16 protein-coding genes are annotated in these 22,667 nt (G+C 62.1%); 8 read left to right on the top strand and 8 right to left on the bottom strand.

Annotation, left to right across the window (positions count from 1 at the left end):
* Positions 1–4,678 precede the first annotated feature (4,678 nt).
* From CXR02_RS01400 to rpmH, 8 genes are all read right to left on the bottom strand, one after another.
* A complete protein-coding gene (locus CXR02_RS01400; RefSeq protein ID WP_104060349.1) occupies positions 4,679–5,986 on the bottom strand; it encodes a ParB/RepB/Spo0J family partition protein in 1,308 nt (435 codons plus the stop codon).
* Positions 5,987–6,052: 66 nt separating this feature from the next.
* A complete protein-coding gene (locus tag CXR02_RS01395; RefSeq protein ID WP_308470654.1) occupies positions 6,053–7,126 on the bottom strand; it encodes a ParA family protein in 1,074 nt (357 codons plus the stop codon).
* A gap of 86 nt (positions 7,127–7,212) precedes the next feature.
* A complete protein-coding gene (rsmG, locus tag CXR02_RS01390; protein WP_104060348.1) occupies positions 7,213–7,863 on the bottom strand; it encodes a 16S rRNA (guanine(527)-N(7))-methyltransferase RsmG in 651 nt (216 codons plus the stop codon).
* Positions 7,864–7,883: 20 nt separating this feature from the next.
* Complete coding sequence (locus CXR02_RS01385; protein WP_104060347.1) at positions 7,884–8,450, bottom strand: R3H domain-containing nucleic acid-binding protein; 567 nt, start codon at positions 8,448–8,450, stop codon at positions 7,884–7,886.
* Positions 8,450–9,424: a membrane protein insertase YidC gene (gene yidC / locus CXR02_RS01380; RefSeq protein ID WP_104060346.1), complete on the bottom strand. Its 975-nt coding sequence runs from the start codon at positions 9,422–9,424 to the stop codon at positions 8,450–8,452. Before yidC ends, CXR02_RS01385 begins: the two co-directional genes overlap by 1 nt.
* Positions 9,425–9,440: 16 nt before the next feature.
* The gene (gene yidD, locus CXR02_RS01375) at positions 9,441–9,836 is read right to left on the bottom strand and encodes a membrane protein insertion efficiency factor YidD (protein ID WP_104060345.1); all 396 of its coding nucleotides are present in this window, start codon (positions 9,834–9,836) and stop codon (positions 9,441–9,443) included.
* Positions 9,829–10,239: a ribonuclease P protein component gene (rnpA, locus tag CXR02_RS01370; protein ID WP_056342732.1), complete on the bottom strand. Its 411-nt coding sequence runs from the start codon at positions 10,237–10,239 to the stop codon at positions 9,829–9,831. The genes yidD and rnpA overlap by 8 nt, the downstream gene beginning before the upstream one ends.
* Positions 10,240–10,281: 42 nt before the next feature.
* Complete coding sequence (gene rpmH / locus CXR02_RS01365) at positions 10,282–10,419, bottom strand: 50S ribosomal protein L34 (RefSeq protein ID WP_003800212.1); 138 nt, start codon at positions 10,417–10,419, stop codon at positions 10,282–10,284.
* 469 nt (positions 10,420–10,888) lie between these two features.
* Here rpmH and dnaA point away from each other — a divergent pair, with 469 nt between their 5' ends.
* From dnaA to CXR02_RS01325, 8 genes are all read left to right on the top strand, one after another.
* A complete protein-coding gene (gene dnaA, locus CXR02_RS01360; protein WP_104060344.1) occupies positions 10,889–12,310 on the top strand; it encodes a chromosomal replication initiator protein DnaA in 1,422 nt (473 codons plus the stop codon).
* A 528-nt stretch (positions 12,311–12,838) separates the two neighbouring features.
* The gene (gene dnaN, locus CXR02_RS01355) at positions 12,839–13,963 is read left to right on the top strand and encodes a DNA polymerase III subunit beta (RefSeq protein WP_056342737.1); all 1,125 of its coding nucleotides are present in this window, start codon (positions 12,839–12,841) and stop codon (positions 13,961–13,963) included.
* A 102-nt stretch (positions 13,964–14,065) separates the two neighbouring features.
* The gene (gene gnd / locus CXR02_RS01350) at positions 14,066–14,950 is read left to right on the top strand and encodes a phosphogluconate dehydrogenase (NAD(+)-dependent, decarboxylating) (RefSeq protein WP_104060343.1); all 885 of its coding nucleotides are present in this window, start codon (positions 14,066–14,068) and stop codon (positions 14,948–14,950) included.
* A gap of 45 nt (positions 14,951–14,995) precedes the next feature.
* Entirely contained in the window at positions 14,996–16,201 is a 1,206-nt protein-coding gene (gene recF / locus CXR02_RS01345; RefSeq protein WP_104060342.1) for a DNA replication/repair protein RecF, read from the top strand.
* Entirely contained in the window at positions 16,194–16,751 is a 558-nt protein-coding gene (locus CXR02_RS01340; protein ID WP_056342749.1) for a DUF721 domain-containing protein, read from the top strand. Before recF ends, CXR02_RS01340 begins: the two co-directional genes overlap by 8 nt.
* A gap of 373 nt (positions 16,752–17,124) precedes the next feature.
* Positions 17,125–19,215, top strand: coding sequence for a DNA topoisomerase (ATP-hydrolyzing) subunit B (gene gyrB, locus CXR02_RS01335; RefSeq protein WP_104060341.1), 2,091 nt, complete (start codon positions 17,125–17,127; stop codon positions 19,213–19,215).
* A gap of 59 nt (positions 19,216–19,274) precedes the next feature.
* Positions 19,275–21,953: a DNA gyrase subunit A gene (gene gyrA / locus CXR02_RS01330; protein WP_104060340.1), complete on the top strand. Its 2,679-nt coding sequence runs from the start codon at positions 19,275–19,277 to the stop codon at positions 21,951–21,953.
* Positions 21,950–22,621 carry a DUF3566 domain-containing protein gene (locus tag CXR02_RS01325; RefSeq protein WP_104060339.1) on the top strand — a complete coding sequence of 224 codons (672 nt, stop codon included), beginning with the start codon at positions 21,950–21,952 and terminating at the stop codon, positions 22,619–22,621. The genes gyrA and CXR02_RS01325 overlap by 4 nt, the downstream gene beginning before the upstream one ends.
* Positions 22,622–22,667 lie beyond the last annotated feature (46 nt).

Below are 22,667 nucleotides of genomic sequence, written 5' to 3'. Positions count from 1 at the left end.
AGTCCTGAAGGATAGGGTTCACGCGATGTAGCACGTATTGCGTCCTCTCGATTCGCGGAGGGGAATATCCGCGGCGCGCTCAGACAACAGATCGAACTCCGCGCAGCGAATGCCAACTGGATTAGGTCGCCTAGTGGCTTCACGCCCCATTTCACTTCGCTGTGGTCAATATGGAACCCGGAGCATCGGACAACCGTAAGCTCCTTGACCAGGCCGGCGTTCCAGTCTCGCTCGCCGTCCATGGTCTAATCAAACTCCGATTCTCGCAGTTGACTCCTAGGAGCTCGGGGCTCCAAGGGTTGGTCAGACTCAAACCCGGTAGTGGCGGGGAGTCTGCGCCGGTCGGGGTGTCCGCGCTGGCAGGAGGAAGCCAGGGAACGCCGGGGGACACCAGGTGACTGCTATTGGGTAGGATCCGAGCAATTGGAATGGATTTCCGACATCAATTGGCACCGGCCCGTCGTAAGTGACTGGCCTCTCTCGAAATGACTGCCAGATCGGAAATGCGCACAAGTCTCATCGCCAAACCGCAGCACGTCGGTAATTTGCCGCGACGGTATCCAGTTCAGTGACAGCCTGACCAGTTGCAACACCACAGTCTTGTCCACCGCATGTCGGCGACTTAGCAGCGGGAACTCAAGACTCAGCTGCCCCCAGGAGCACACTCACGCAGCGTTGGGAACGCACCAGCACAGACAGGGTGCCAGCGGACGCATTCGAGATCATGGGCCTGGGGACTCACAAAGCCCATCCGCCGATACATGCAGCCTGGGATCGTGATTAAGGATCCGCACGGAGAGGGCACGCGTCGCGCATTCGGCCTCTACTCGCTGCGCTGGTGGGTCCATTGGGACCATCGTTCGTATTGTGCGAGAGGTCCATTGACGCCGACGGCCCGAAGAGGAAGCAAATGCGGAGATTGTGCAAGCCAGATATTCCCCTCGGCCGCACCTCACGACAGTCTCGACACAAACCTGCTGGGGACTCATCCCTTGACAACGACGTTCTCGTCTCAGCGTGCCATACCAGGTGACCTCCTGCGCGCCGCGCGTGCGGGCCGGCGAAGACGGCACGAGGACACGGTTGTTCTTCCACGCCGGACTGTTTCACGTGAAACAGTCCGGCCCCGGCGACGGCTTCGTGAATGACAAGATCTCGAGCGGACTGTTCACGTGAAACGAACTAGGCGCTGTTTCACGTGAAACGAACTGAGCGAAATCCCCGTCCAAGCCTTCCCGGGATGGGATGCTAAGGACGCCAGCTTCGCGGGTGCTGGATGCTATCTTCTGAGGCCAACTCCCAGATGGCCGCAACCCCACGTCAAGCTAGTTGCACCACGACCGACAATTCGCAGACACCCGGTCCACCCGTACACACCCCAGCCACACGAGGAATACACTTCTCACCGCAGGAATGCTCTACACTGCCGGGCGCCAGCGATCCTGCCACTGGGCCCTGTGGACGATTGCGTGACAGCTGGGCCTTCGCCCAAGCGCTGCGGTCCGCTGCGTCGATGGGGGACCGTCAGCCTGAACCAGGACAGGATGACCGTGATCGCCGTGTACCTGCCCGTGGCCAAAATAGGCGCTGTGGCTTCTCCGCCACGCACATCTCTTTCGCAAGACCGCTACGGCTGCCGTCCAGTCAGCGAAGGACGGTACCAGAGCCTCCTTGCTCGGTCATCAGCGCAGGACGGTATCGGAACCACCTGCTCGGTCTCCAACATGTCAGTCCGCACTGCAGCTCCCGACCGGAGGGACACGCGTCGGCATGTGCCGTTAGGATGCGCGTCTGAGCAATGCACCAGGCACTCAGCTGCGAACACATCCTAGGGCAGGTCACGAATCAGCTGGCCAATGCCGACTTTCATGTTCGAACGGCGGAGCCCTAGGTGCCCGACCAACTCCACACCAAAGACCCAGAGCAGGTGATGAATACCAGCGGAGGACAGATTCGTATCCATCCGAAGCGTGACTATTCGGTTCGACTGGAGGCTTCCATCGCGCTGATGTCCACAGACTTCGAAGTTATCCCCAAATGTTATCCACACCGGTATCCACAGGCTTGTCCACCGGCCCTCAAACCGTGGACACGGTACCCCTGGTGCCGGACTTTGGATCAGCCGACACCCTCAAGCCGGAGTTGCTGCCAGGACAACTACCACGGCCGAAGCGCATGCGCACGTCGGACTGGAAATATCGGCGTAAATCCAACTATTGAAGTCGCTTTCCGTCCGGAAAGAGAGTCTCGATCGGGCCTTGGTAATGTTTCACGTGAAACGGGACTGTAGACGATATCCAATGCTCGTGCGGACCACTCGTTGCTGGATCCGATGGTGTGGGCCGAATCTCTTCGTGATCCCTGCCACCAAGGAACCTATCCACAAAGTTATCCACAGTGATATCCACCGCGTAGTCCACACCTTCGGGCCCAAGGCTGACTTGGCTCCATGTGTTGTTGTGGCAAGTTTGCCGCACACGATGATGAAGAGTGGGCCGAGGAATCATAATCTCCCGAGCATTCTCTTTCCCATAAAGCAGCCTGTTGCCCGTCTGGCTAGTCGATTCATTCTCGGCAGGGCCATGATCCGACGTGACTGCAATTGTGGTCGATTCCCGGTGTCGGGTCCGAACCTCTCCGAACAGTCGCGTCTGTCTCAAACTGCTGCACAGCAAAACGACGCGGCTTACACCAATTCCTTCTCGTCCCGGGCACTCCAAGACTGGGCCTAATCTGTGCACCCCGCGGCCACGTCCTAGAGGGGCGAAGCCAAGTCGCGGAGCTGGTTCAGAGACGCACTATGGCGAGCTACCCAGCGTCATGAGGTGACGTCTTGCAGAGTCGCGGTCCTGCCCAGGGGTGGTTCCGGGCGAGGCAGCCGGCGAATCTATTGGCCAAGCCAGGGGGACCGAGGCGCCCTCCTGACATTCGTGTGTATCGAGGCACCCTGCAGATTCAGTTCCGTCCGCATCCCGTCTCCACAAAAGACTATTAGACGAAAGGCCCCGGGGCCGAGGTCGTACGTGCCTGCCTGCCTGCCTGCCTGCCCCAGCCGATGCTACCGGTGCGCCGGCGTGCGCCAACAGCCCGGCCCTAGCCCGAATATTCGGAGGTGCCTCAACCCCAGGCATCGACACTGGCTGCCAGCTCAGAAGTCCTCGGATGCGCCAGGAAGTCATCTGTTCAGGCTAACTGCCCGGCGAGTGGAACTCAGGCGTCAGGGTTGGGCCACCACGGACGGGACATGCTGGACCCCGGCCATGGTTCTCCGCTGGATACCAGCCCTCTGGACGGCTTCCCAGGGTCCCAGAGCCCTGGGCGGGCGTGCGCTGGGTCAGTAGGAAGTAGCCAGCGGCGGGCCGTCACTGCCGGACGGGGGATTTGGGGGCGGCATCTTCCTCGAGGCGTGAAGAGGCCATCGTAGGCTCTAAGCCGTCAAGTCCACGGTCCGTGAATTGTCTCTGTTCCCGCGGCGATCGAGATGGGAGCGCACCTGGGCTGCATGTTTACAATCCGGGTCGCAGCCCGCTTGCCGGCGCCGTGAGGGCGTCGGGCGTCGGGTGTCGGGTGTCGGGTGTCGGGGCCATGGGGGAGATGCCGGGCACGGTGCGCTGGACTCGTCACTATGTTTCACGTGAAACCATTTGGAAGACGGCTGGGCATAGGCCGAGCCTGCTGAGCAATCTCGGCTACCCTCACGAAGCTTGGTGAACTGCTTCTGTAGCAGTGATTCTGCCCCGGCTTTGGCTGCGGGCGAAGCCCCACGGATGCTGCAAAGCCGAATTCACGTCACCAGCCGCAGCCGCAGCTCAGGTGACACGCTGGCGACATCGCACGCCGAGAGCTTTAGACCCTACCAACTTCATGTTTGTTCTCAATGGCGCCGCCGCCTGGATCGCGCGCATACCTGTTGATGTTTCACGTGAAACAGCCACCGCGAGACGCCTTCCCATCCGAACCCGGATGTTGCCGAACCAGATTGACGGTCGGAAAACTATCTGGCGACGGGTCTCCGGGGGAGTCGTCCACCCTGGCGCATCCTCTCAGTCAACGAGCCAGCCGCAGGCTGAGGCCAACAGCCGCACGGGTGCGTACGCTGCGCACCAGCTCTCTGGAAGAGGCCTGGGCAAGAGCATTCGAACACGGTGTTCCCGCCACCTTGCAGGATGGGCACCGCACCGACTGCATGGAAATTGTGCGAATCGCCGCATTCTTCACTGCTTCGGAGAAAACGGAACCCATTGGATGCCCAGCATCACGAGTCGCATCGGAATGTCCAGCGATCCGTCGAGTCCTCCACTCCTGCCTGATCTCCGCCTCGAGAGTTCGCAGCCCCGCCATCTGCATCGCCCTCAGTGCCCACCTCCACTGCGTCAGCAAACCCGAATCCACAGAAGTCCACCGCTGCCGCGGGAACACAAGCAGAGACGACAGTCGTTGGAAGAGACCAATCTTAAGAGGAGTCCAGGCCGCAGACAGTGCAGAACTCGCGTGCCCACAACGGAACTATCCCATCGGGACCAGAGTGTTCCGCCATGCGAACCACGGGCTCGATCCCGGGGCGCGTCACAACCACGATGGCCGCGGCAGTAGCAGCTCCGGAGTGCAAGATGGCGTCGATACAGACGAAAGAAGGGCCTGTTTCACGTGAAACAGGCCCTTCTTTGAACAGGGAACGCTAGTTTTCAGATCCTGGCGCAAGAACTTCCATGATGCGGTTCAGGTCTTCAACACTGGCGAATTCAATGCTGACACGCCCCTTGCGGACACCCAGGGAAATCTTGACGTTGGTGTCCAAGCGGTCGGACAGCGAGGATGCCAGATAGTCCAGGCGCTCATGGCGGGCTCCCGGACGAGGGATGTTGTTCTTGGCAGGCTTCGCAGGATCCTGGTAGAGAGTGACGGCCTCTTCGGTTGCCCGAACAGACATGCCTTCAGCCACGATCTTCTGGGCGAGGCGTTCCATGGCTGCTGCATCCGGCAGGGCGAGCAGCGCGCGCGCGTGGCCAGCGGAAATAACGCTGGCCGCCACACGACGCTGAACCAGGGGTGGAAGTTTGAGGAGACGTAACGTGTTCGAAACCTGGGGACGTGAACGGCCAATGCGGTCCGCAAGCTGCTCGTGAGTGGTTCCGAAGTCTTCAAGCAGCTGCTGGTAGGCCGCAGCCTCTTCGAGCGGGTTCAACTGGCTGCGGTGCAGGTTCTCCAGCAGTGCATCCCTGAGGAGGTCATCATCAGTGGTGTCCCGGACAATGGCTGGGATGGTCGCCATCCCGGCCGCCTGTACTGCCCTCCAGCGACGCTCACCCATCACCAGCTCGTACGGTTCTCCACCTTCTTCGGTTGAGGTACGAACCACAATTGGCTGGAGGACGCCGATTTCGCGCACGGAGTGGATGAGCTCCGCCATGTCATCGTCATCGAAGACTGAGCGGGGCTGTTTGCGGTTCGGATGGATGTCGGTGACCGGAATCTCGGCAAAACGCACGCCGGGGACTTCCACGAGGTCAACACCGTTATCCGGCGTACTGCTCTGGGACTCAGGCACCTCGGACACAGACTCGCCAGTCACGCCTTCAACTGGCGTGGGCGAACCATCCGCCGTTGATGTAGTTGCACCGCCCCTTGCAGGAGCTTTCGCAGGAGCCTTGGCGGGAGCATTTGCGGCCGGCAGCTTCTCTGCTGCCTTGGCCGGCGGATTCTCGGGGGAGGCCGTTCTCGGCGCGGCTGCCTTCTTGGTTACCGATGCGTCGTTGGCCTGGACCGGCGCGACCGACTCGGAAGGAACCGACTCCGAAGATGAAGCATCTGAAGCTGCCCCACCATTCCCTGAAGCGTCGTCAGGGGACGCGACTTTCTTACGGCCTTCAGGGAAGAAGAGATCCACAGGCCGCGACACAGCGCCGCCGTTGCCCGACGCACTACCGGCGGAACTTGGAATGAGTGCGCCAAGACCGCGGCCTAGGCCACGTCGCTTTTCGCTCATGGATAAATCCCTCCGATGGAAGAGTCAGACCTTGCCGGACTCCGGTTGTTGCAGTTCTTGAAGATTCTAGCGTTCAGCGATTTCGGCTGCGGCTTCCAGATAAGACAGGGCTCCACTGGAGGAAGGATCGTACGTCATGACGGTTTGCTGGTAGCTCGGAGCTTCTGAAATCCGCACGGAGCGGGGGACTACAGCACCAAGGACCTGCTCGGGGAAGTGCAGGCGAACTTCGGCTGCCACCTGGGCTGCAAGGTTGGTCCGTCCGTCATACATCGTGAGGAGAATAGTGGAGACCACCAGATCCGCATTCAGGTGCTTCTGAATCATCTCAATGTTCTTGAGGAGCTGACTGAGGCCTTCCAGTGCGTAGTACTCACACTGGATGGGGATAAGGACCTCACCGGCAGCACAGAAGGCATTAACCGTAAGCAACCCGAGGCTGGGCGGGCAGTCAATGAAGATGTAGTCGAGGCGTTCTTCGCCGTTCTTTGCACGGGTCTTGGCATAGACATCGATCGCCCGGCGGAGCCGCTGTTCACGGGCCACAAGCGAAACAAGCTCAATCTCCGCTCCGGCCAGGTGAATGGTGGCAGGAGCACAAATCAGGTTGCTGATGTCCGGGCAGGGTGCCACGACGTCAGCAAGAGGGAAATCGTTGATGAGGACGTCGTAGATGCTGTCCACATCGGCATGGTGCTCGACGCCGAGGGCGGTGGAGGCGTTGCCCTGGGGATCGATGTCAATGACCAGGACGTTCAGGCCGGCTGCAGCCAGGGCAGCAGCGATGTTCACGGTGGTGGTGGTCTTGCCCACGCCGCCTTTTTGGTTGGACACGGTGAAGATACGTGTCTTCTCCGGCTTGGGAAGTTTCCGGCCAACCAGCCGTTCGCGGCGCCTGGTCTCGTGCGCGAGTTCCCGGGCGATAGGACTGGAATCGTCCATGGTGTCCATGACGTTGATCCGGCCACTCGTTGTTGTTTCACGTGAAACAGAGGCAAGAATTGCCATTTCCGCAACCGGATTAGGGTGACTTTCCCCTCGTCCGGGCGCGGAACCCATGCCCATGCCAGCAACTGATCGTGCTGACCCCAAAGACACAAACGGGGGTATCCGTTGTGTGGAGGCTTCGCTACTGGTCACTGGGACACACTCACTCTCGTTCGGCTTTTGCTGCCGTTGTCTAGCCTAACCGCTTCGCCCTGCAGACCAAGGCTACCGGGCCAGGACTAGGAGATCTTTCGGGACTTGTTAACGACGATCCGTACCACCGTGGTGGGTTCCTCCAGGAGGTTTTCACCGACAGTCACTACAGAGGTCTGGACGCCACCGAGTTTCCGGATGACCTTCGCTGCTTTTTCGATTTCCTCGCCTGCGCTGCGTCCCTTAATGGCCACAACCTCGCCCTTGCCGGCGAGCAAGGGGATGGTCAGGCCGGCGAGGTTGCTCAGCGCGGAAACAGCCCGGGCAGTCACAACATCAGCGTCCACCATGCCAACCGCAAGCTCCGCCCGGGTCCGCATCACCGTGACATTTGTCAGGCCGAGATCGTCCACCACTTCCTGGAGCCAGATCACCCGGCGTTCCAGCGGCTCGATCAGTGTCAGCTGGAGGTCCGGACGCGCGATGGCGAGGCAAAGTCCGGGAAGTCCGGCTCCGCTTCCGACATCGGCAACATGGCTGCCGTGCGCGATCTCGCTTTCGATAACGGCACAGTTAAGGACGTGCCGGCTCCACAACCGTGGGATCTCACGCGGCCCGATCAGCCCGCGTTCGGTTCCCGACGTGGCCAGGTGCTCCACGTAGCGTTTGGCCAGGTCCAGGCGGTCACCGAAAATCTTCTCGGCCGCCAGCAATTCTGCTGCCGTGATGTCAACCATGATTAGCGGTTCAGCATTCTCTAGTCTGCGGATACTACGATGTGGCGCCCGGCGCCTTCGCCCTCGGACTCGCTGACGAGTCCCAGGTCAGCGACGGCGTCATGAACGATTTTGCGTTCGTACGCACTCATCGGCTCCAGTGCCACGGCTTTGCCGGACTCCTTGACCGAAGCTGCTGCATCCTCCGCAATCTTCTGGAGGTGGCCGGCGCGCTGCTCACGGTAGCCGTTGATGTCCAGCACCAGGCGAGAGCGGTTCTCCGTCGCGGAGAGGACAGCGAGCCGGGTCAGTTCCTGAAGGGCTTCCAGGACTTCGCCGTCTTCGCCGACGAGGCTGTCGAGGCTATCGGTTTCTTCCTCGGCAACGATGGAAATGTAAGTGCGGCCGTTCCGGACTTCGATGTCGATGTCACCGTCGATGTCCGCGATATCCAGGAGCTCCTCGAGGTAATCGGCAGCAACGTCGCCTTCCTCTTCGAGGCGGCTGGCAGCGGATCCCTTGGGGGAAGCATCGGCGTCAGTCGCTGATTCGTCCTGATCGTCAATGATCTCGTCGGAAAGGGCGTGTTCGGTGCTCTCGGCTGACATTACTTCTTCTTCCTGTTCTTACGCTGGGGCTGGACGCGCTGTCCCTTTTGCTCGATGATCGCAGCTGCGGCAGCTGCCTCCGCTTCGGCGTCGGCCTTCTTCCCGCCCAGAATGGGCAGGACCGGCAGGCCCTTGGCAGCCCGGCGCTCGGCGAGTGCCTTGGCGGCGGGGGATCCCGGCGTCGGCATGCGGCGGATGACGAAGAACTGCTGCGCCATGGTCCAGAGGTTGGTGGTGGTCCAGTAGATGAGGACACCGATGGGGAAGTTGATGCCACCCACACCGAACACGACGGGCAGGATGTAGAGCATCATCTTCTGCTGCCGCATGAACGGGCTGGCCATGGCCTCTTCAGACATGTTCTTGGCCATGATCTGCTTCTGCGTGATGAACTGCGACGCTGTCATGGCCAGGATCATCACGATCGACAGGATCCACACGGCGGTCTGGTTGCCGGCGCCGCCATGCAACAGGGAAGCGGAAAGCGTAGCCCCGAAGATGCTGGAATCGTCGAACTGCACCACTTGCTCGTGGCTCATGGCACCGATGCCGGCGCCCTTGGTTCGGGCCGCTGTGATGCCGGACAGAACCTGGAAGAGCGCGAAGAAGAACGGCATCTGGATCAGCATCGGCAAGCAGGCAGAGAACGGGTTGGTCCCGTGCTTCTTGTACATGGCCATCTGTTCCTGCGCCATTGCCTGGCGGGAGAGCTGGTCGGTCTTGCCTTTGTACTTGTCCTGGAGTTTCTTCAGGTCCGGCTGCAGCAGCTGCATGCCACGCTGCGCCTTGATCTGCTTGACGAATACGGGGATCAGGGCGGCACGGATCACCAGCACCAGCCCGATGATGGACAGCGTCCACGTCCAGCCCGAAGCCTCAGGCAGCCCGATGCTGCTCAGGCCCTCGTGGAAGCCCACCATGATGATGGAAACCAGCCACTTGAACGGAAACATGATTGTTTCAAAGAAGTCCATACGATATCCCTATTCGTCAGGCCGCAAGGCGGCCTTCTCCATCAGTCTGAGCAGCCAGGTACTTGTCCGGGTTGTTCAGCACAACAATTGTGGGGGTCCGGTGATCGGGCCAGTGGCGGTGGCCGGCGGGGACATGGTCCACACCGCCGGCATTCCACGGATGGCAGCGCACAAGGCGACGGGCCGCAAGCCAGCTGCCCTTCACCGCCCCGTGGACAGTGATCGCCTCAAGGGCGTACGCCGAGCAGGAAGGAAAGAAACGGCAGACCTGGCCATACAAGGGAGAAATCACCTTGCGGTAGGCCATCAGCAGCAGAATAAGAATGTTTCTGGGCAGGTTCCAGAGGAAGGTGCCCACGGCGGCAGCAACAGGATGAAGGTAGTGGACGACGGCGGCAGTTACCTTACGCACGCTGTGTCCCTTCCTGTGTTGTACCGGTTGAACCGTTTACAGCAGCCCGCGGAAGGCGGCTGCCCAACCGGCTCATGGTTGATTCCAGTGCGGCGTTGTAGTCCGCCAGCAGTTGATCCCAGCTGGCGGCAGCGGACGCAGGCAGCGCCCGGACCACTATGGCGAACCCGGTACCGTACTCGCGCAGCGAGGCAGCACCGGCTTCTCTCAGTCTCCTCTTAACGAGGTTCCTGACCACAGCGTTCCCGACACCTTTGGAAACGATGAACCCGATCCGGCTGGGTTCGTCGGCAGCAATAGCTGCCGCATATAACACTACGTTCCGGCGTCCATTGCGGACACCGGAACGTACAGTTGTTGAAAAATCGGTTGCAGTCCTCAAACGGTTACGGGTGGCCAGCACCTTTAAACTCGCAAAGAAAAGTTAAACCGACGAGTCAGTTATCTAGGCCGACAGTTCGGTGCGGCCCTTGCCACGACGGGCTGCCAGGATGGCACGGCCGGCACGGGTACGCATACGAAGGCGGAAGCCGTGCTTCTTGGCTCGACGGCGGTTATTCGGCTGAAAAGTCCGCTTGCTCACGTTAGTTACTCCAGTGGATCAAAGGTGCGCCCACCCGATCAGTAAAAGGGGAAGAACTGGCCGACGCTAAGTTTTGTATATGCACGCTTCCCCCGGCTGCTCCAACGCGGTGCGTCAGAGAGATTCAGAAGGGGCCAAAAAGCGTACACAAAGGACTTCACAACGTTAGGGCAAAATGCCTGCCAGAGTCAAACCGGGGTACCCCTGGGTCCCTGTCCCCGGCTGTGGTTAACCTGGCCCCACAGCCTGTGGATGAAGCGGCTCACAGGGCCTGTTTTCGAACCACAACGGTGTAATTATCCACAAGCTACTTCCCAGCTATCTTCTGGCCTTTTGTTCCCCTAGAGTGGCTCAGTAGCCGATTATCCACGGACTGTGCATAACCCTGTGGATGAAGCTGAACCAGCATCCTGGTTCGGGACTTGGGGCTGCACGTAATGCAGGCACGCAAGTTTTGAGGAACTAATTGATGACAGTAGACGAAGCCAACCACGCCAATACTGTCGGAAGTTCCTGGCGTCGAGTTGTGAGCCTGCTCGAGCAGGACGACCGCGTTTCACCACGGCAGCGGGGCTTTGTCATCCTGGCGCAGGCCCAGGGCCTGATCGGTTCCACACTCCTGGTGGCCGTTCCCAACGAACTGACCCGTGAAGTCCTTCAGACCCAGGTCAAGGACGCCCTGGACGACGCCTTGCACAACGTTTTCTCCGAAGACATCCGCTGCGCGATCGACGTGGACACGGACCTGGTGCCCATCCACGTTGAGCCGGAACCCGTCGTCGAGCCTTCCTACTCCGCGGACCAGCTGATCGAACAGAAGCCGCAGCCGATGCTGCCGAGCACTTCCCACGAATTCGGCCGTCTGAACCCCAAGTACGTCTTCGATACGTTCGTGATCGGCTCGTCCAACCGCTTTGCCCATGCAGCTGCCGTGGCCGTGGCCGAAGCGCCCGCCAAGGCCTACAACCCGCTGTTCATCTACGGTGATTCCGGGCTGGGCAAGACCCACCTCCTGCACGCGATCGGCCACTATGCCCGCCGCCTGTACAGCGGAATCCGGGTCCGGTACGTGAACTCCGAAGAGTTCACCAACGACTTCATCAACTCCATCCGCGATGACGAGGGCGCCAGCTTCAAGACCACGTACCGCAACGTGGACGTGCTGCTAATCGATGACATCCAGTTCCTGGCAGGCAAGGACCGGACGCTGGAGGAGTTCTTCCACACGTTCAACTCCCTGCACAACAACAACAAGCAGGTGGTCATCACCTCGGATCTGCCGCCCAAGCAACTGGCAGGTTTCGAGGACCGGATGAAGTCCCGCTTCGAGTGGGGCCTCCTCACCGACATCCAGCCGCCCGAGCTTGAGACCCGCATCGCCATCCTGCGGAAGAAGGCTCTCAGCGAAGGCCTCTCCGCCCCGGACGATGCCCTGGAATACATCGCTTCCAAGATCTCCAGTAATATCCGCGAACTCGAAGGCGCACTGATCCGGGTGACGGCATTCGCCAGCCTGAACCGGCAGCCGGTCGATGTTGCGTTGGCTGAGATGGTTCTGAAGGACCTCATCACGGATGACGGCGCCCAGGAAATCACGTCGAGCCAGATCCTGATCCAGACGGCGGAGTACTTCAAGCTCACTATGGAGGAACTCTGCAGCAAGTCCCGGACCCGCACGCTGGTGACCGCCCGGCAGATCGCCATGTACCTCTGCCGCGAGCTCACGGACATGTCCCTGCCGAAGATCGGCCAGGAACTCGGCGGCCGCGACCACACCACGGTGATCCACGCGGACCGCAAAATCCGTGAGCTGATGGCTGAGCGTCGTGTGATCTACAACCAGGTCACCGAACTCACCAACAGGATCAAGCAGCAGCAGCGCAACTCCTAAGCCGTCGCCTCTATACCTTATTAACAGGTGCATGTGGATAACCCTGTGGATACTTAAGGGGACAACCGAGCTTAATGGGCTTAAAACCCTTAAGCCGCCTGTGGATCCGCGAAAACCCAAAAATTGTTATCCCCATCCACAGCCTGTTTAAAACCTGCGTCACCCACAATCCATGAACAGGGCTTAACCGCTGGATCCTGCGGCCGGATCGAGTTATCCACAGTATCCACAGCAGTTATTAACACTACTAATCCCAAGAAATTGATTTCCCTCAAATAACAATCTCGATCCCCACCCCGAACCGGCCCAGGCCCAAGGGCCTCCGGACCCCAGGCGTCCTGACCGGGGATGGGTTAATCAGCCGTCTTCCGGCTAAGCTGTCAGCAGCGCTCCCATCCTCGGGTTTCTTTGTGGTTCAGCACTCGATGAACCATGCAGGCTCCGTTGTTGGGGCGCCACTACTTTTGGGCTCCCTGTGGGAGTTTCCGGTTCAGACAAGGCAGCAGCAATGAAAGGCGGCACCCTTCCGTGAAGTTCAGAGTCGAACGGGACGTCCTGGCAGAAGCCGTCACCTGGACAGCCCGGTCGTTGTCTCCGCGGCCGCCGGTTCCAGTACTGTCGGGCCTGCTGCTGAAAGCTGAGGCCGGTACGGTCAGCCTCTCGAGCTTTGACTACGAGACCTCCGCACGGCTGGAAATCCCCGCGGACATCACCGCCGAGGGAACCATCCTCGTTTCCGGACGCCTCCTCGCGGACATTTGCCGCAGCCTTCCTTCCGCTCCGGTGCTAGTGGAGACCGACGGCAACAAAGTGACGCTGACCTGCCGACGCAGCAGCTTCCACCTGGCCACCATGCCCGAGGCCGAATATCCGCCGCTGCCTGCGTTGCCGGCCATCAGCGGCACCGTCCCGGGTGACGCGTTTGCGCAGGCCGTGTCCCAAGTCATCATTGCGGCCAGCAAAGATGACACCCTCCCCATCCTGACCGGCGTCCGGATGGAAATCGAGGATGACCTCATCACGCTTCTGGCCACCGACCGCTACCGTCTAGCCATGCGCGAAGTGCCGTGGAAGCCCACCACACCGGGAATTTCCACCAGTGCGCTGGTCAAGGCAAAAACCCTCAACGAAGTGGCTAAGACCCTTGGCAACAGCGGCGACATCAATCTCGCCCTTGCTGACGATGACAGCCGCCTGATCGGTTTCGAAAGCGGCGGCCGCACCACCACGTCACTGCTCGTGGATGGCGACTACCCCAAGATCCGCTCGCTGTTCCCGGATTCCACCCCCATCCACGCAACTGTCCAGACCCAGGAACTTGTGGAAGCCGTCCGCCGCGTGTCGCTGGTGGCCGAACGCAACACACCGGTACGCCTCGCCTTCACCGAAGGACTGCTGCACCTGGACGCCGGCACCGGCGAAGATGCCCAGGCCTCCGAAGAACTCGAAGCCCAGCTCTCCGGTGACGACATCACCGTCGCCTTCAACCCGCACTACCTGGTGGAGGGCCTGAGCGTCATCGAAACGAAGTACGTCAGGTTCTCCTTCACCACCGCGCCGAAACCCGCGATGATCACGGCCCAGGCAGACGCCGACGGTGAGGACCAGGACGACTACCGTTACCTGGTCATGCCCGTCCGCCTTCCCAACTAGGTAGCAGAAAACGTCGTTATGGGCGCTCATAACGACACTTAGTGCGACCTAGTTGGGCTGACCGTTCAGCAACAGCCAACCCCGCGCAGAAAAGAGACCCACGTGCATATTGGACTGATCGGCCTTGGCAAGATGGGTTTCAACATGCGCGAACGCCTGCGCAAGGGCGGCATTGAGGTCACCGGTTTTGACCGCAACCCCGAGGTCACCGATGTTGCCTCCGTGGATGAGCTCATTGCGGCCGTTCCGGCCCCACGGCTGATCTGGGTCATGGTCCCGTCAGGCGACATCACCGATGCCGTCGTCACCGAACTCGGGGACAAGCTCAACGCCGGCGACCTGGTGATCGACGGCGGCAACTCCCGCTTCACCGAGGACCAGAAACATGGTGCCGCGCTGGCTGAGAAGGGGATCCGTTTCGCCGACTGCGGTGTTTCCGGCGGAGTGTGGGGCCTCCAGAACGGGTACGGGCTCATGGCTGGCGGCGACGCCGCCGATATTGAGCGGGCACTGCCGGTTTTTGATGTGCTCCGTCCCGAAGGCGAGCGGGCGGACAGCTTTGTCCACGTCGGCGGAATCGGTGCCGGACACTACGCCAAGATGGTCCACAACGGCATCGAGTACGGCCTGATGCAGGCTTATGCCGAAGGCTACGAACTGCTGGCCGCCAAGGACATTGTTGACGACCTGCCCGGTACGTTCCGCGCCTGGCAGAAGGGCACCGTGGTCCGGTCCTGGTTGCTGGACCTGATGGTCAAGGCGCTGGACGAGGACCCGGGACTGGAATCCATCGATGACTATGTCGAAGACTCGGGCGAAGGCCGCTGGACCGTTGAGGAAGCCATTGCCAACGCTGTCCCGGCACCGGCCATCACGGCTGCACTCTTCGCGCGCTTCTCCTCGCGCGAGGAAAACTCGCCCGCGATGAAGATGGTTTCCGCGCTGCGCCACCAGTTCGGCGGGCATGCCACCCGTCCCGCCAAGTAACATCCACCCCGGGACCTGCGGGTTCCGAGAATTGTCGAACACCGCGTGTACCTAGAACACCTATCGCTCACTGACTTCCGCAGCTACGCCCAGGTTGACCTTCCCCTCGAACCGGGGGTCACCGTGCTCGTCGGAGCAAACGGCATCGGCAAAACCAACCTCATGGAGGCCATCGGGTACCTCGCTACCCTCAGCTCGCACCGGGTCAGCTCCGACGCCCCGCTGCTCCGGTTCGGCACGGACCGCGCGCTGGTCCGGGCCCGCCTGGTCCGCGGCGGCCAGACCACGGTCCTGGAACTTGAGATCAACGCCAGCCGCGCCAACAGGGGGCGGATCAACCGCAGTAATCCCGTCCGTGCCAGGGATCTCCTGGGGATCTGCCAGACAGTGCTTTTCGCCCCTGAGGACCTGGCGCTCGTCAAGGGCGATCCGTCCAACCGCCGCCGGTTCCTCGACGAGCTACTGGTCAGCCTCATGCCCCGGCACTCGGCGACCCGCACGGACTATGACCGTGTCCTGAAGCAGCGCAACGCCCTGCTCAAATCCGCCCGGGCCGGAAAATTCACTGCCGGGCACGAGGCCACCCTCGATGTCTGGGACCAGCACATGGCCCGGGCGGGCGCCGAGCTGCTGCACGCGCGGCTGGAACTGGTGGAACTGTTGAACCCGCACCTGGCCAAGGCGTATGCGCAGCTCACGGATGGGTCCAAGGACGCCAACGCCGTCTACCGGTCCACCCTCCAAAACCTGTTGGACGACGACGACGGCGGCGCGGCAGCGGGTGCCGGTGGCGGTTCGTTGACGGATGGGTCCGCCGCTGCCGAAGATCTGCGGGACCTCACCGTTGAGGACCTCACCGGCCGCTATGTCCAGGCCTTTGCAGCCTCTCGCCGCAAGGAACTTGAACGCGGAATCTCCTTGGTGGGGCCGCACCGGGATGAGCTCGAACTGATCCTCGGCGAAGCGCCCGCCAAGGGGTACGCCTCGCACGGCGAAACCTGGTCGCTGTGCCTCTCCCTCCGGCTCGCCTCCTACTACGTAATGCTCGATGACGCGAGGACCGGTGGGTCTGCACCGATCCTCATCCTCGACGACGTTTTCGCCGAGCTGGATGTGGGGCGCCGGCGTAAACTGGCGGCAATAGTCTCCGGCGCGGAACAGGTCCTGGTGACCGCCGCCGTTGACGCCGATATCCCGGAGGAACTCTCCGGCCGGCGGGTGAAGGTCATCCCGGGAGGAATCAATGAATAAGGATGAAAAGGGCGGGCTGCAGCCCGGCCGGGATCCTGACAACATCGACGCGCCGCAGGCTGCGCTGAACCGCATGCGTGAGGCCGCGGCCGCACGCGGCGAAATCCGCCGGAAGGCACCCCCCAAGGCCGGCGCCGCCAAGACAAAGGGTGGGATCCGGGATACCCGCGGTTTCAGCCAGTTCCATTCCACCGGCCGTGATCCGCTGGGGCTTGGCAAAGTGGTGGGACGCCTCGTGGCCGAACGCGGCTGGAGCTCGCCGGTAGCGGTGGGATCGGTCATGGCAGAGTGGGCCACGCTGGTTGGTCCGGAGATCTCTGCGCACTGCACCCCGGAGAGCTTCACCGATACCACCCTTCACGTGCGCTGCGACTCGACGGCCTGGTCCACGCAGCTGCGGCTGCTGAGCAACAGCCTGCTGGAGAAGTTCCGCACGGAACTGGGCGATGGCGTGGTCACCAGCATCCAGGTGCTCGGCCCGTCAGCACCCAGCTGGCGCAAGGGCGGACGCACCGTCAACGGCCGCGGGCCGCGCGATACCTACGGTTAGCCGCCGCCGTCGACTCTTGAATATTCGTCCGGCGGCGTGTAGGGCGGGCTAACGCCCTTGGGGCGTATAGGAACCCGGAGATGGGACCTCGAGGGCGCCCTAGGCGGGGTCAATGGCCTCGCATCGGCACATCAAGGTCCCGCGACGCCCGCCGGAATGCGGGTTTGCAGCGCATTTCACGATAGAATCGCAGCAGATAACTGGGCGCCGGTGAAACGTTGACTGAGTCCGTTTTCCGCACGCTCTCCGCAGGCGGACTTCGGTCCTGCACGTCGACGTATCCGTCAGTGCCATCAGCTTGTGCCTGTTGGCGGATGCTTTCCCTGGAAGGCCGACGCCGGCCATCATCGAAAAAGAGGAGTCGACAGCACCTGTGGCTAACGACAATACAGATACCCAGGCAGTGGACCGCGCAACGGAGGACGTACCTACCCCCGATACGCCGGCGGAGGCCGTGACACCCCGGGAATACGGCGCAAGCGACATCACCGTACTTGAGGGCCTCGAAGCCGTCCGGAAACGCCCGGGCATGTATATCGGCTCCACCGGGCCGCGCGGCCTACACCACCTGGTCTATGAAGTGGTGGACAACTCTGTTGACGAGGCGCTGGCCGGGTACTGCACGCACATCGAAATAGTCCTGCAGGCCGACGGCGGCGTAAAGGTTGTTGATGATGGCCGCGGCATCCCCGTGGACATGCATCCCACCGAGCACAAGCCCACCGTTGAAGTGGTTATGACCATCCTGCACGCGGGCGGCAAGTTCGGCGGCGGCGGTTACGCAGTCTCGGGCGGCCTCCATGGCGTGGGTATCTCCGTGGTGAACGCGCTCTCCAGCAGGGTGGACACTGAAGTCCGGCGGCAGGGCAACGTCTGGCGGATGTCCTTCGCCGACGGCGGCAAGCCCCAGGGCGGGCTGGTCAAGGGCGAAGAAAGCGCCACCACCGGCACCACCCAGACCTTCTACCCGGACGCGGGAATCTTCGAATCCACGGAATTTGATTTCGAGACGCTCCGCGCCCGCTTCCAGCAGATGGCCTTCCTGAACAAGGGCCTGCGGATCACGCTCACGGACGAGCGCACAGCAGCATCGAACGCGGACGCCAATGAGGACCTCAACCTTGACGTCGTGGTCACAGAAGGCGAAGTCACCGCTGAGCACCGCACCGTGGTGTACCAGTACGACGACGGCCTGCTGGACTATGTGAAGCACCTGAACTCGGGCAAAAAGGTTGATGTTGTCCACGAGGACGTCATTTCCTTCGAAACCGAGGACACGGAACGGCACATCGCGCTGGAAATGGCGATGCAGTGGACCAACGCGTATTCCGAGAGCGTCCACACCTACGCCAACACCATCAACACCCACGAGGGCGGCACCCACGAAGAGGGTTTCCGCGCGGCGATGACCTCCCTCATCAACCGCTACGCGCGGGAGAAGAGCATCATCAAGGAAAAGGACGACAACCTCACCGGTGACGATATCCGTGAAGGCCTCACGGCGGTCATCTCGGTGAAGCTGGCCGAACCGCAGTTCGAGGGCCAGACCAAAACCAAGCTCGGCAACTCCGAGGTCAAGGGCTTCGTCCAGCGCGTGGTCACCGACGGCCTGGGCGACTGGCTGGAACGCAACCCCGGCCCCGCCCGCGATGTCATCCGCAAGGCCATTTCCGCGGCCCAGGCCCGGATGGCCGCCCGGAAGGCCCGTGACAATGCGCGCCGCAAGAGCCCGCTGGAATCCTTCGGGATGCCCGGCAAGCTGTCCGACTGTTCCTCGAAGGACCCCGCCCGCTGCGAGGTGTACATCGTGGAGGGCGACTCCGCCGGCGGTTCCGCCAAGCGAGGCCGCAACCCTGAAACCCAGGCCATCCTGCCGCTGCGCGGCAAGATCCTGAACGTGGAGCGGGCCCGGCTGGACAAGGCCCTGGGCAACACCGAGGTCCAGTCCATGATCACCGCGTTCGGCACCGGCATCGGCGAGGACTTCGACCTCAGCAAGCTCCGGTACCACAAGATCGTGCTGATGGCCGATGCCGACGTTGACGGCCAGCACATCACCACGCTGCTCATGACGCTGCTGTTCCGCTACATGCGCCCGCTGATCGAAAACGGCTACGTGTACCTGGCGCAGCCCCCGCTGTACCGGATCAAGTGGTCCAACGCGCCGCACGACTACGTCTTCAGCGACAAGCAGCGCGATGCCAAGCTCCTGTCCGGGCAGGCCGCCGGCCGCCGTATTCCGAAGGACAACGGCATCCAGCGCTACAAGGGCCTGGGCGAGATGGACTATACCGAGCTGTGGGACACCACCATGGACCCGGACCACCGGACCCTCCTGCAGGTCACCATGGACGATGCCCTGGCAGCGGACCAGACCTTCTCCACACTGATGGGCGAAGACGTGGAGTCCCGCCGAAACTTCATCCAGCAGAACGCCAAGGACGTCAGGTTCCTGGATATCTGACCGGTTCACCGAGTAGATATTCCAAGTCCGACATATACCTGAAACGGAAAATATAAACGATGAGTGACGAGACACCCGAGAACCCGGCGGAATCCGCCGATCTTCCGGAAACCGTTCTTGAAGGCGACGTGCTGGTTGACCGCGTGGAGCAGGTGGACCTGCAGACGGAAATGCAGCGCTCGTACCTGGACTACGCCATGGCCGTTATTGTGGGCCGTGCCCTTCCCGACGTGCGCGATGGCCTCAAGCCCGTGCACCGCCGCGTGCTGTACGCAATGTTCGACGGCGGTTACCGGCCGGAACGGTCCTTCAACAAGTGCGCCCGTGTGGTGGGCGAGGTCATGGGCCAGTACCACCCCCACGGCGACACCGCGATCTATGATGCGCTGGTCCGCCTGATCCAGGACTGGACCATGCGCTACCCGCTGGCCCTGGGCCAGGGCAACTTCGGTTCGCCGGGCAATGACGGTGCCGCCGCCCCGCGGTACACCGAAACGAAAATGTCCCAGCTGGCCATGGAGATGGTCCGGGACATCGACGAGGAAACCGTCGACTTCCAGGACAACTACGACGGCAAGAACCAGGAACCCACCATCCTGCCGGCGCGTTTCCCCAACCTGCTGGTCAACGGCTCCTCCGGCATTGCCGTGGGCATGGCCACCAACATTCCGCCGCACAACCTCCGCGAAGTAGCTGACGGCGTCCAGTGGTACCTGGCAAATCCGACGGCCAGCCGCGAGGAACTGCTCGAAGAGCTGCTGCTCCGTATTAAAGGACCCGATTTCCCCACCGGCGCGACCATTCTCGGTCACAGGGGCATTGAGGACGCGTACCGGACGGGCCGCGGCTCCGTGACCATGCGCGCCGTGGTCAACGTCGAGGAACTCCAGGGCCGTACGTGCCTGGTTGTCACCGAACTGCCCTACCAGGCCAACCCGGACAACCTGGCCATCAAGATCGCCGAACTGGTCAAGGACGGGAAGATCTCCGGCATTGCGGACCTCCGCGACGAGACCTCCGGCCGCACCGGCCAGCGGCTGGTCATTGTGCTCAAGCGCGACGCCGTGGCCAAGGTGGTGCTGAACAACCTGTACAAGCACACCGACCTGCAGAGCAACTTCTCCGCCAACATGCTGGCCATCGTGGACGGGGTGCCGCGCACGCTGAGCCTGGACGCCTTCATCCGCCATTGGGTAACGCACCAGCTGGACGTCATTGCGCGCCGTACCCGGTACCGCCTGCGCAAAGCCGAGGAAGAGGCGCACATCCTGCGTGCCCTCCTGAAGGCACTGGACGCGCTGGACGAAGTCATTGCGCTCATCCGTGCGTCCAACACCACCGAAGCCGCGCGTGACGGACTGATGCAGCTGCTGGACATCGACGAACTGCAGGCCCGGGCCATCCTGGACATGCAGCTGCGCCGCCTGGCGGCCCTGGAACGCCAGAAGATCCAGGACCGCCATTCCGAACTTGAGGCCCTGATCGCCGAGTACAACTCGATCCTTGCCTCCGAGGAACGCCAGCGCGAAATCATCAGCACCGAGCTGGGCGAGATCGTGGCCAAGCACGGCGATGACCGCCGCACCAAGATCCTGATGGGCTTCGACGGCGACATGTCCATGGAGGACCTGATCCCCGAAGAGGAAATGGTTGTCACCATTACCCGCGGCGGTTACGTCAAGCGCACGCGCAGCGACAACTACCGGTCGCAGCAGCGCGGCGGCAAGGGCATCAAGGGCGCCCAGCTCCGCGGCGACGACGTGGTGGAGCACTTCTTCGTGACTACCACCCACCACTGGCTGCTCTTCTTCACCAACCTCGGCCGGGTCTACCGGGCGAAGGCGTACGAACTGGTGGAGGCCGGCCGTGATGCCAAGGGCCAGCACGTCGCCAACCTGATGGCCTTCCAGCCGGACGAGCACATCGCCCAGGTCCTGGACATCAGGGACTACCAGCAGGCCCCTTACCTGGTGCTGGCCACCAAGCGCGGCCTGGTCAAGAAGACCCGACTGGAGGACTACGACACCAACCGCTCCGCCGGCGTCATCGCGATCAACCTGCGTGACGAGGACGAGCTGGTTTCCGCCCAGCTGGTCTCCGAAACGGATGACCTCATGCTGGTGTCCCGCATGGGCCAGTCCATCCGCTTCACCGCCACGGACGATGCCCTGCGTCCCATGGGCCGGGCCACGTCCGGTGTCACCGGCATGAAGTTCCGCGAGGACGATGAACTGCTGGCGGCCGACGTCGTCACGGACGGTTCGTTCGTCTTTGTGGTCACCGAAGGCGGGTACGCCAAGCGCACCGCGGTGGAGGAATACCGCCTGCAGGGCCGCGGCGGCCTGGGCATCAAGGTGGGCAAGTACCAGGAGGAACGGGGCCACCTTGTGGGCGCCCTGATTGTCCAGGAAGAAGACGAGGTTCTGGTGGTCATGGAAGGCGGCAAGGTTGTCCGTTCATCCGTGGCCGGCGTACCTGCCAAGGGCCGCGACACCATGGGTGTTATCTTCGCGAAGCCGGACAAGAATGACCGCATCATTGAGGTGGCCAGGAACAGCGAACGCGGCCTCGAGGGCGAAGAATCCGTGGACGATGACGTAACGTTGGCTGAAGAGGCCGGGTCCCCCGAGGGATCCGCAGGGTCAGCAACAACGGCAGAAACATCACCGGCTGTTGAGTCAGAGGACGCCTCCGGCGACGCTGAGCCGAACGAAGACTACACCGGAGGTAACGAGTGAGTAATCCCGACTCATATCCCAAGCCGAGCAGCAATGTCCCCGGCGGAACGCCGCCGCCCGCGGCCGCACCCCGGGTGAACGCCCCCGTCCGTCCGCAGCAGCGCCCACCGGCCCCTGCGGGCGCGCCGGGGCAGCGGCCGGCCGTTCCCGGCCAGCGCCCTGCGCAGGATCGGGTTCCGGCAGGCCAGACGGGCCAGCGTGCCGGCCAGGGCAGGCAGGCGGCAGCACAGGCCAGCCAGCGCCCAGTGCAGGGCCGGTCTCCGCAGGCCCAGCCCGGCCTGGTCAAGCCTGCACCCAAGGCCAAGGTCAGGCGTGCACGGCTGCTGGTCAGCAAGGTGGATCCCTGGTCCGTCCTGAAGATGGCGTTCCTGCTGTCGGTGGCGCTGGGAATCGTCACCGTCGTGGCCGCAATCGTCCTCTGGACTGTCCTGGACCTTACCGGAATCTTTGACCAGGTGGACAGCCTCTTGGGTACCCTGTCAGGCTCCGAAGGCGGCGGGTTCGAACTGAAGAAGGTCGCATCCCTGGGCCAGGTGGCTTCCTTTGCCACGATTATCGCCGTGGTGAACGTTGTCCTGCTGACGGCGCTGTCCATGCTGTCAGCGGTGCTTTACAACATCTCCGCAACGCTTGTTGGCGGCATCGGCGTCACCCTCACGGACGACTGAAAACCCATAATTTCACCGGAATTTCTCCGGCGAAATGCCTCGATTT

Source organism: Arthrobacter sp. 4R501 (genome assembly GCF_002929755.1).
Lineage (GTDB): Bacteria > Actinomycetota > Actinomycetes > Actinomycetales > Micrococcaceae > Arthrobacter.
Note: the sequence above shows the minus strand (reverse complement) of the source record. Positions and strands in the feature narration are given on the sequence as shown.

What these genes read in the sequence shown, in the direction of transcription:
- CXR02_RS01400 (WP_104060349.1), bottom strand. Translation starts at nt 5,986, where the DNA reads ATGAGCGAAAAGCGACGTGGCCTAGGCCGCGGTCTTGGCGCACTCATT.
- rsmG (WP_104060348.1), bottom strand. Translation starts at nt 7,863, where the DNA reads ATGGTTGACATCACGGCAGCAGAATTGCTGGCGGCCGAGAAGATTTTC.
- CXR02_RS01385 (WP_104060347.1), bottom strand. Translation starts at nt 8,450, where the DNA reads ATGTCAGCCGAGAGCACCGAACACGCCCTTTCCGACGAGATCATTGAC.
- yidC (WP_104060346.1), bottom strand. Translation starts at nt 9,424, where the DNA reads ATGGACTTCTTTGAAACAATCATGTTTCCGTTCAAGTGGCTGGTTTCC.
- dnaA (WP_104060344.1), top strand. Translation starts at nt 10,889, where the DNA reads ATGACAGTAGACGAAGCCAACCACGCCAATACTGTCGGAAGTTCCTGG.
- CXR02_RS01340 (WP_056342749.1), top strand. Translation starts at nt 16,194, where the DNA reads ATGAATAAGGATGAAAAGGGCGGGCTGCAGCCCGGCCGGGATCCTGAC.
- gyrA (WP_104060340.1), top strand. Translation starts at nt 19,275, where the DNA reads ATGAGTGACGAGACACCCGAGAACCCGGCGGAATCCGCCGATCTTCCG.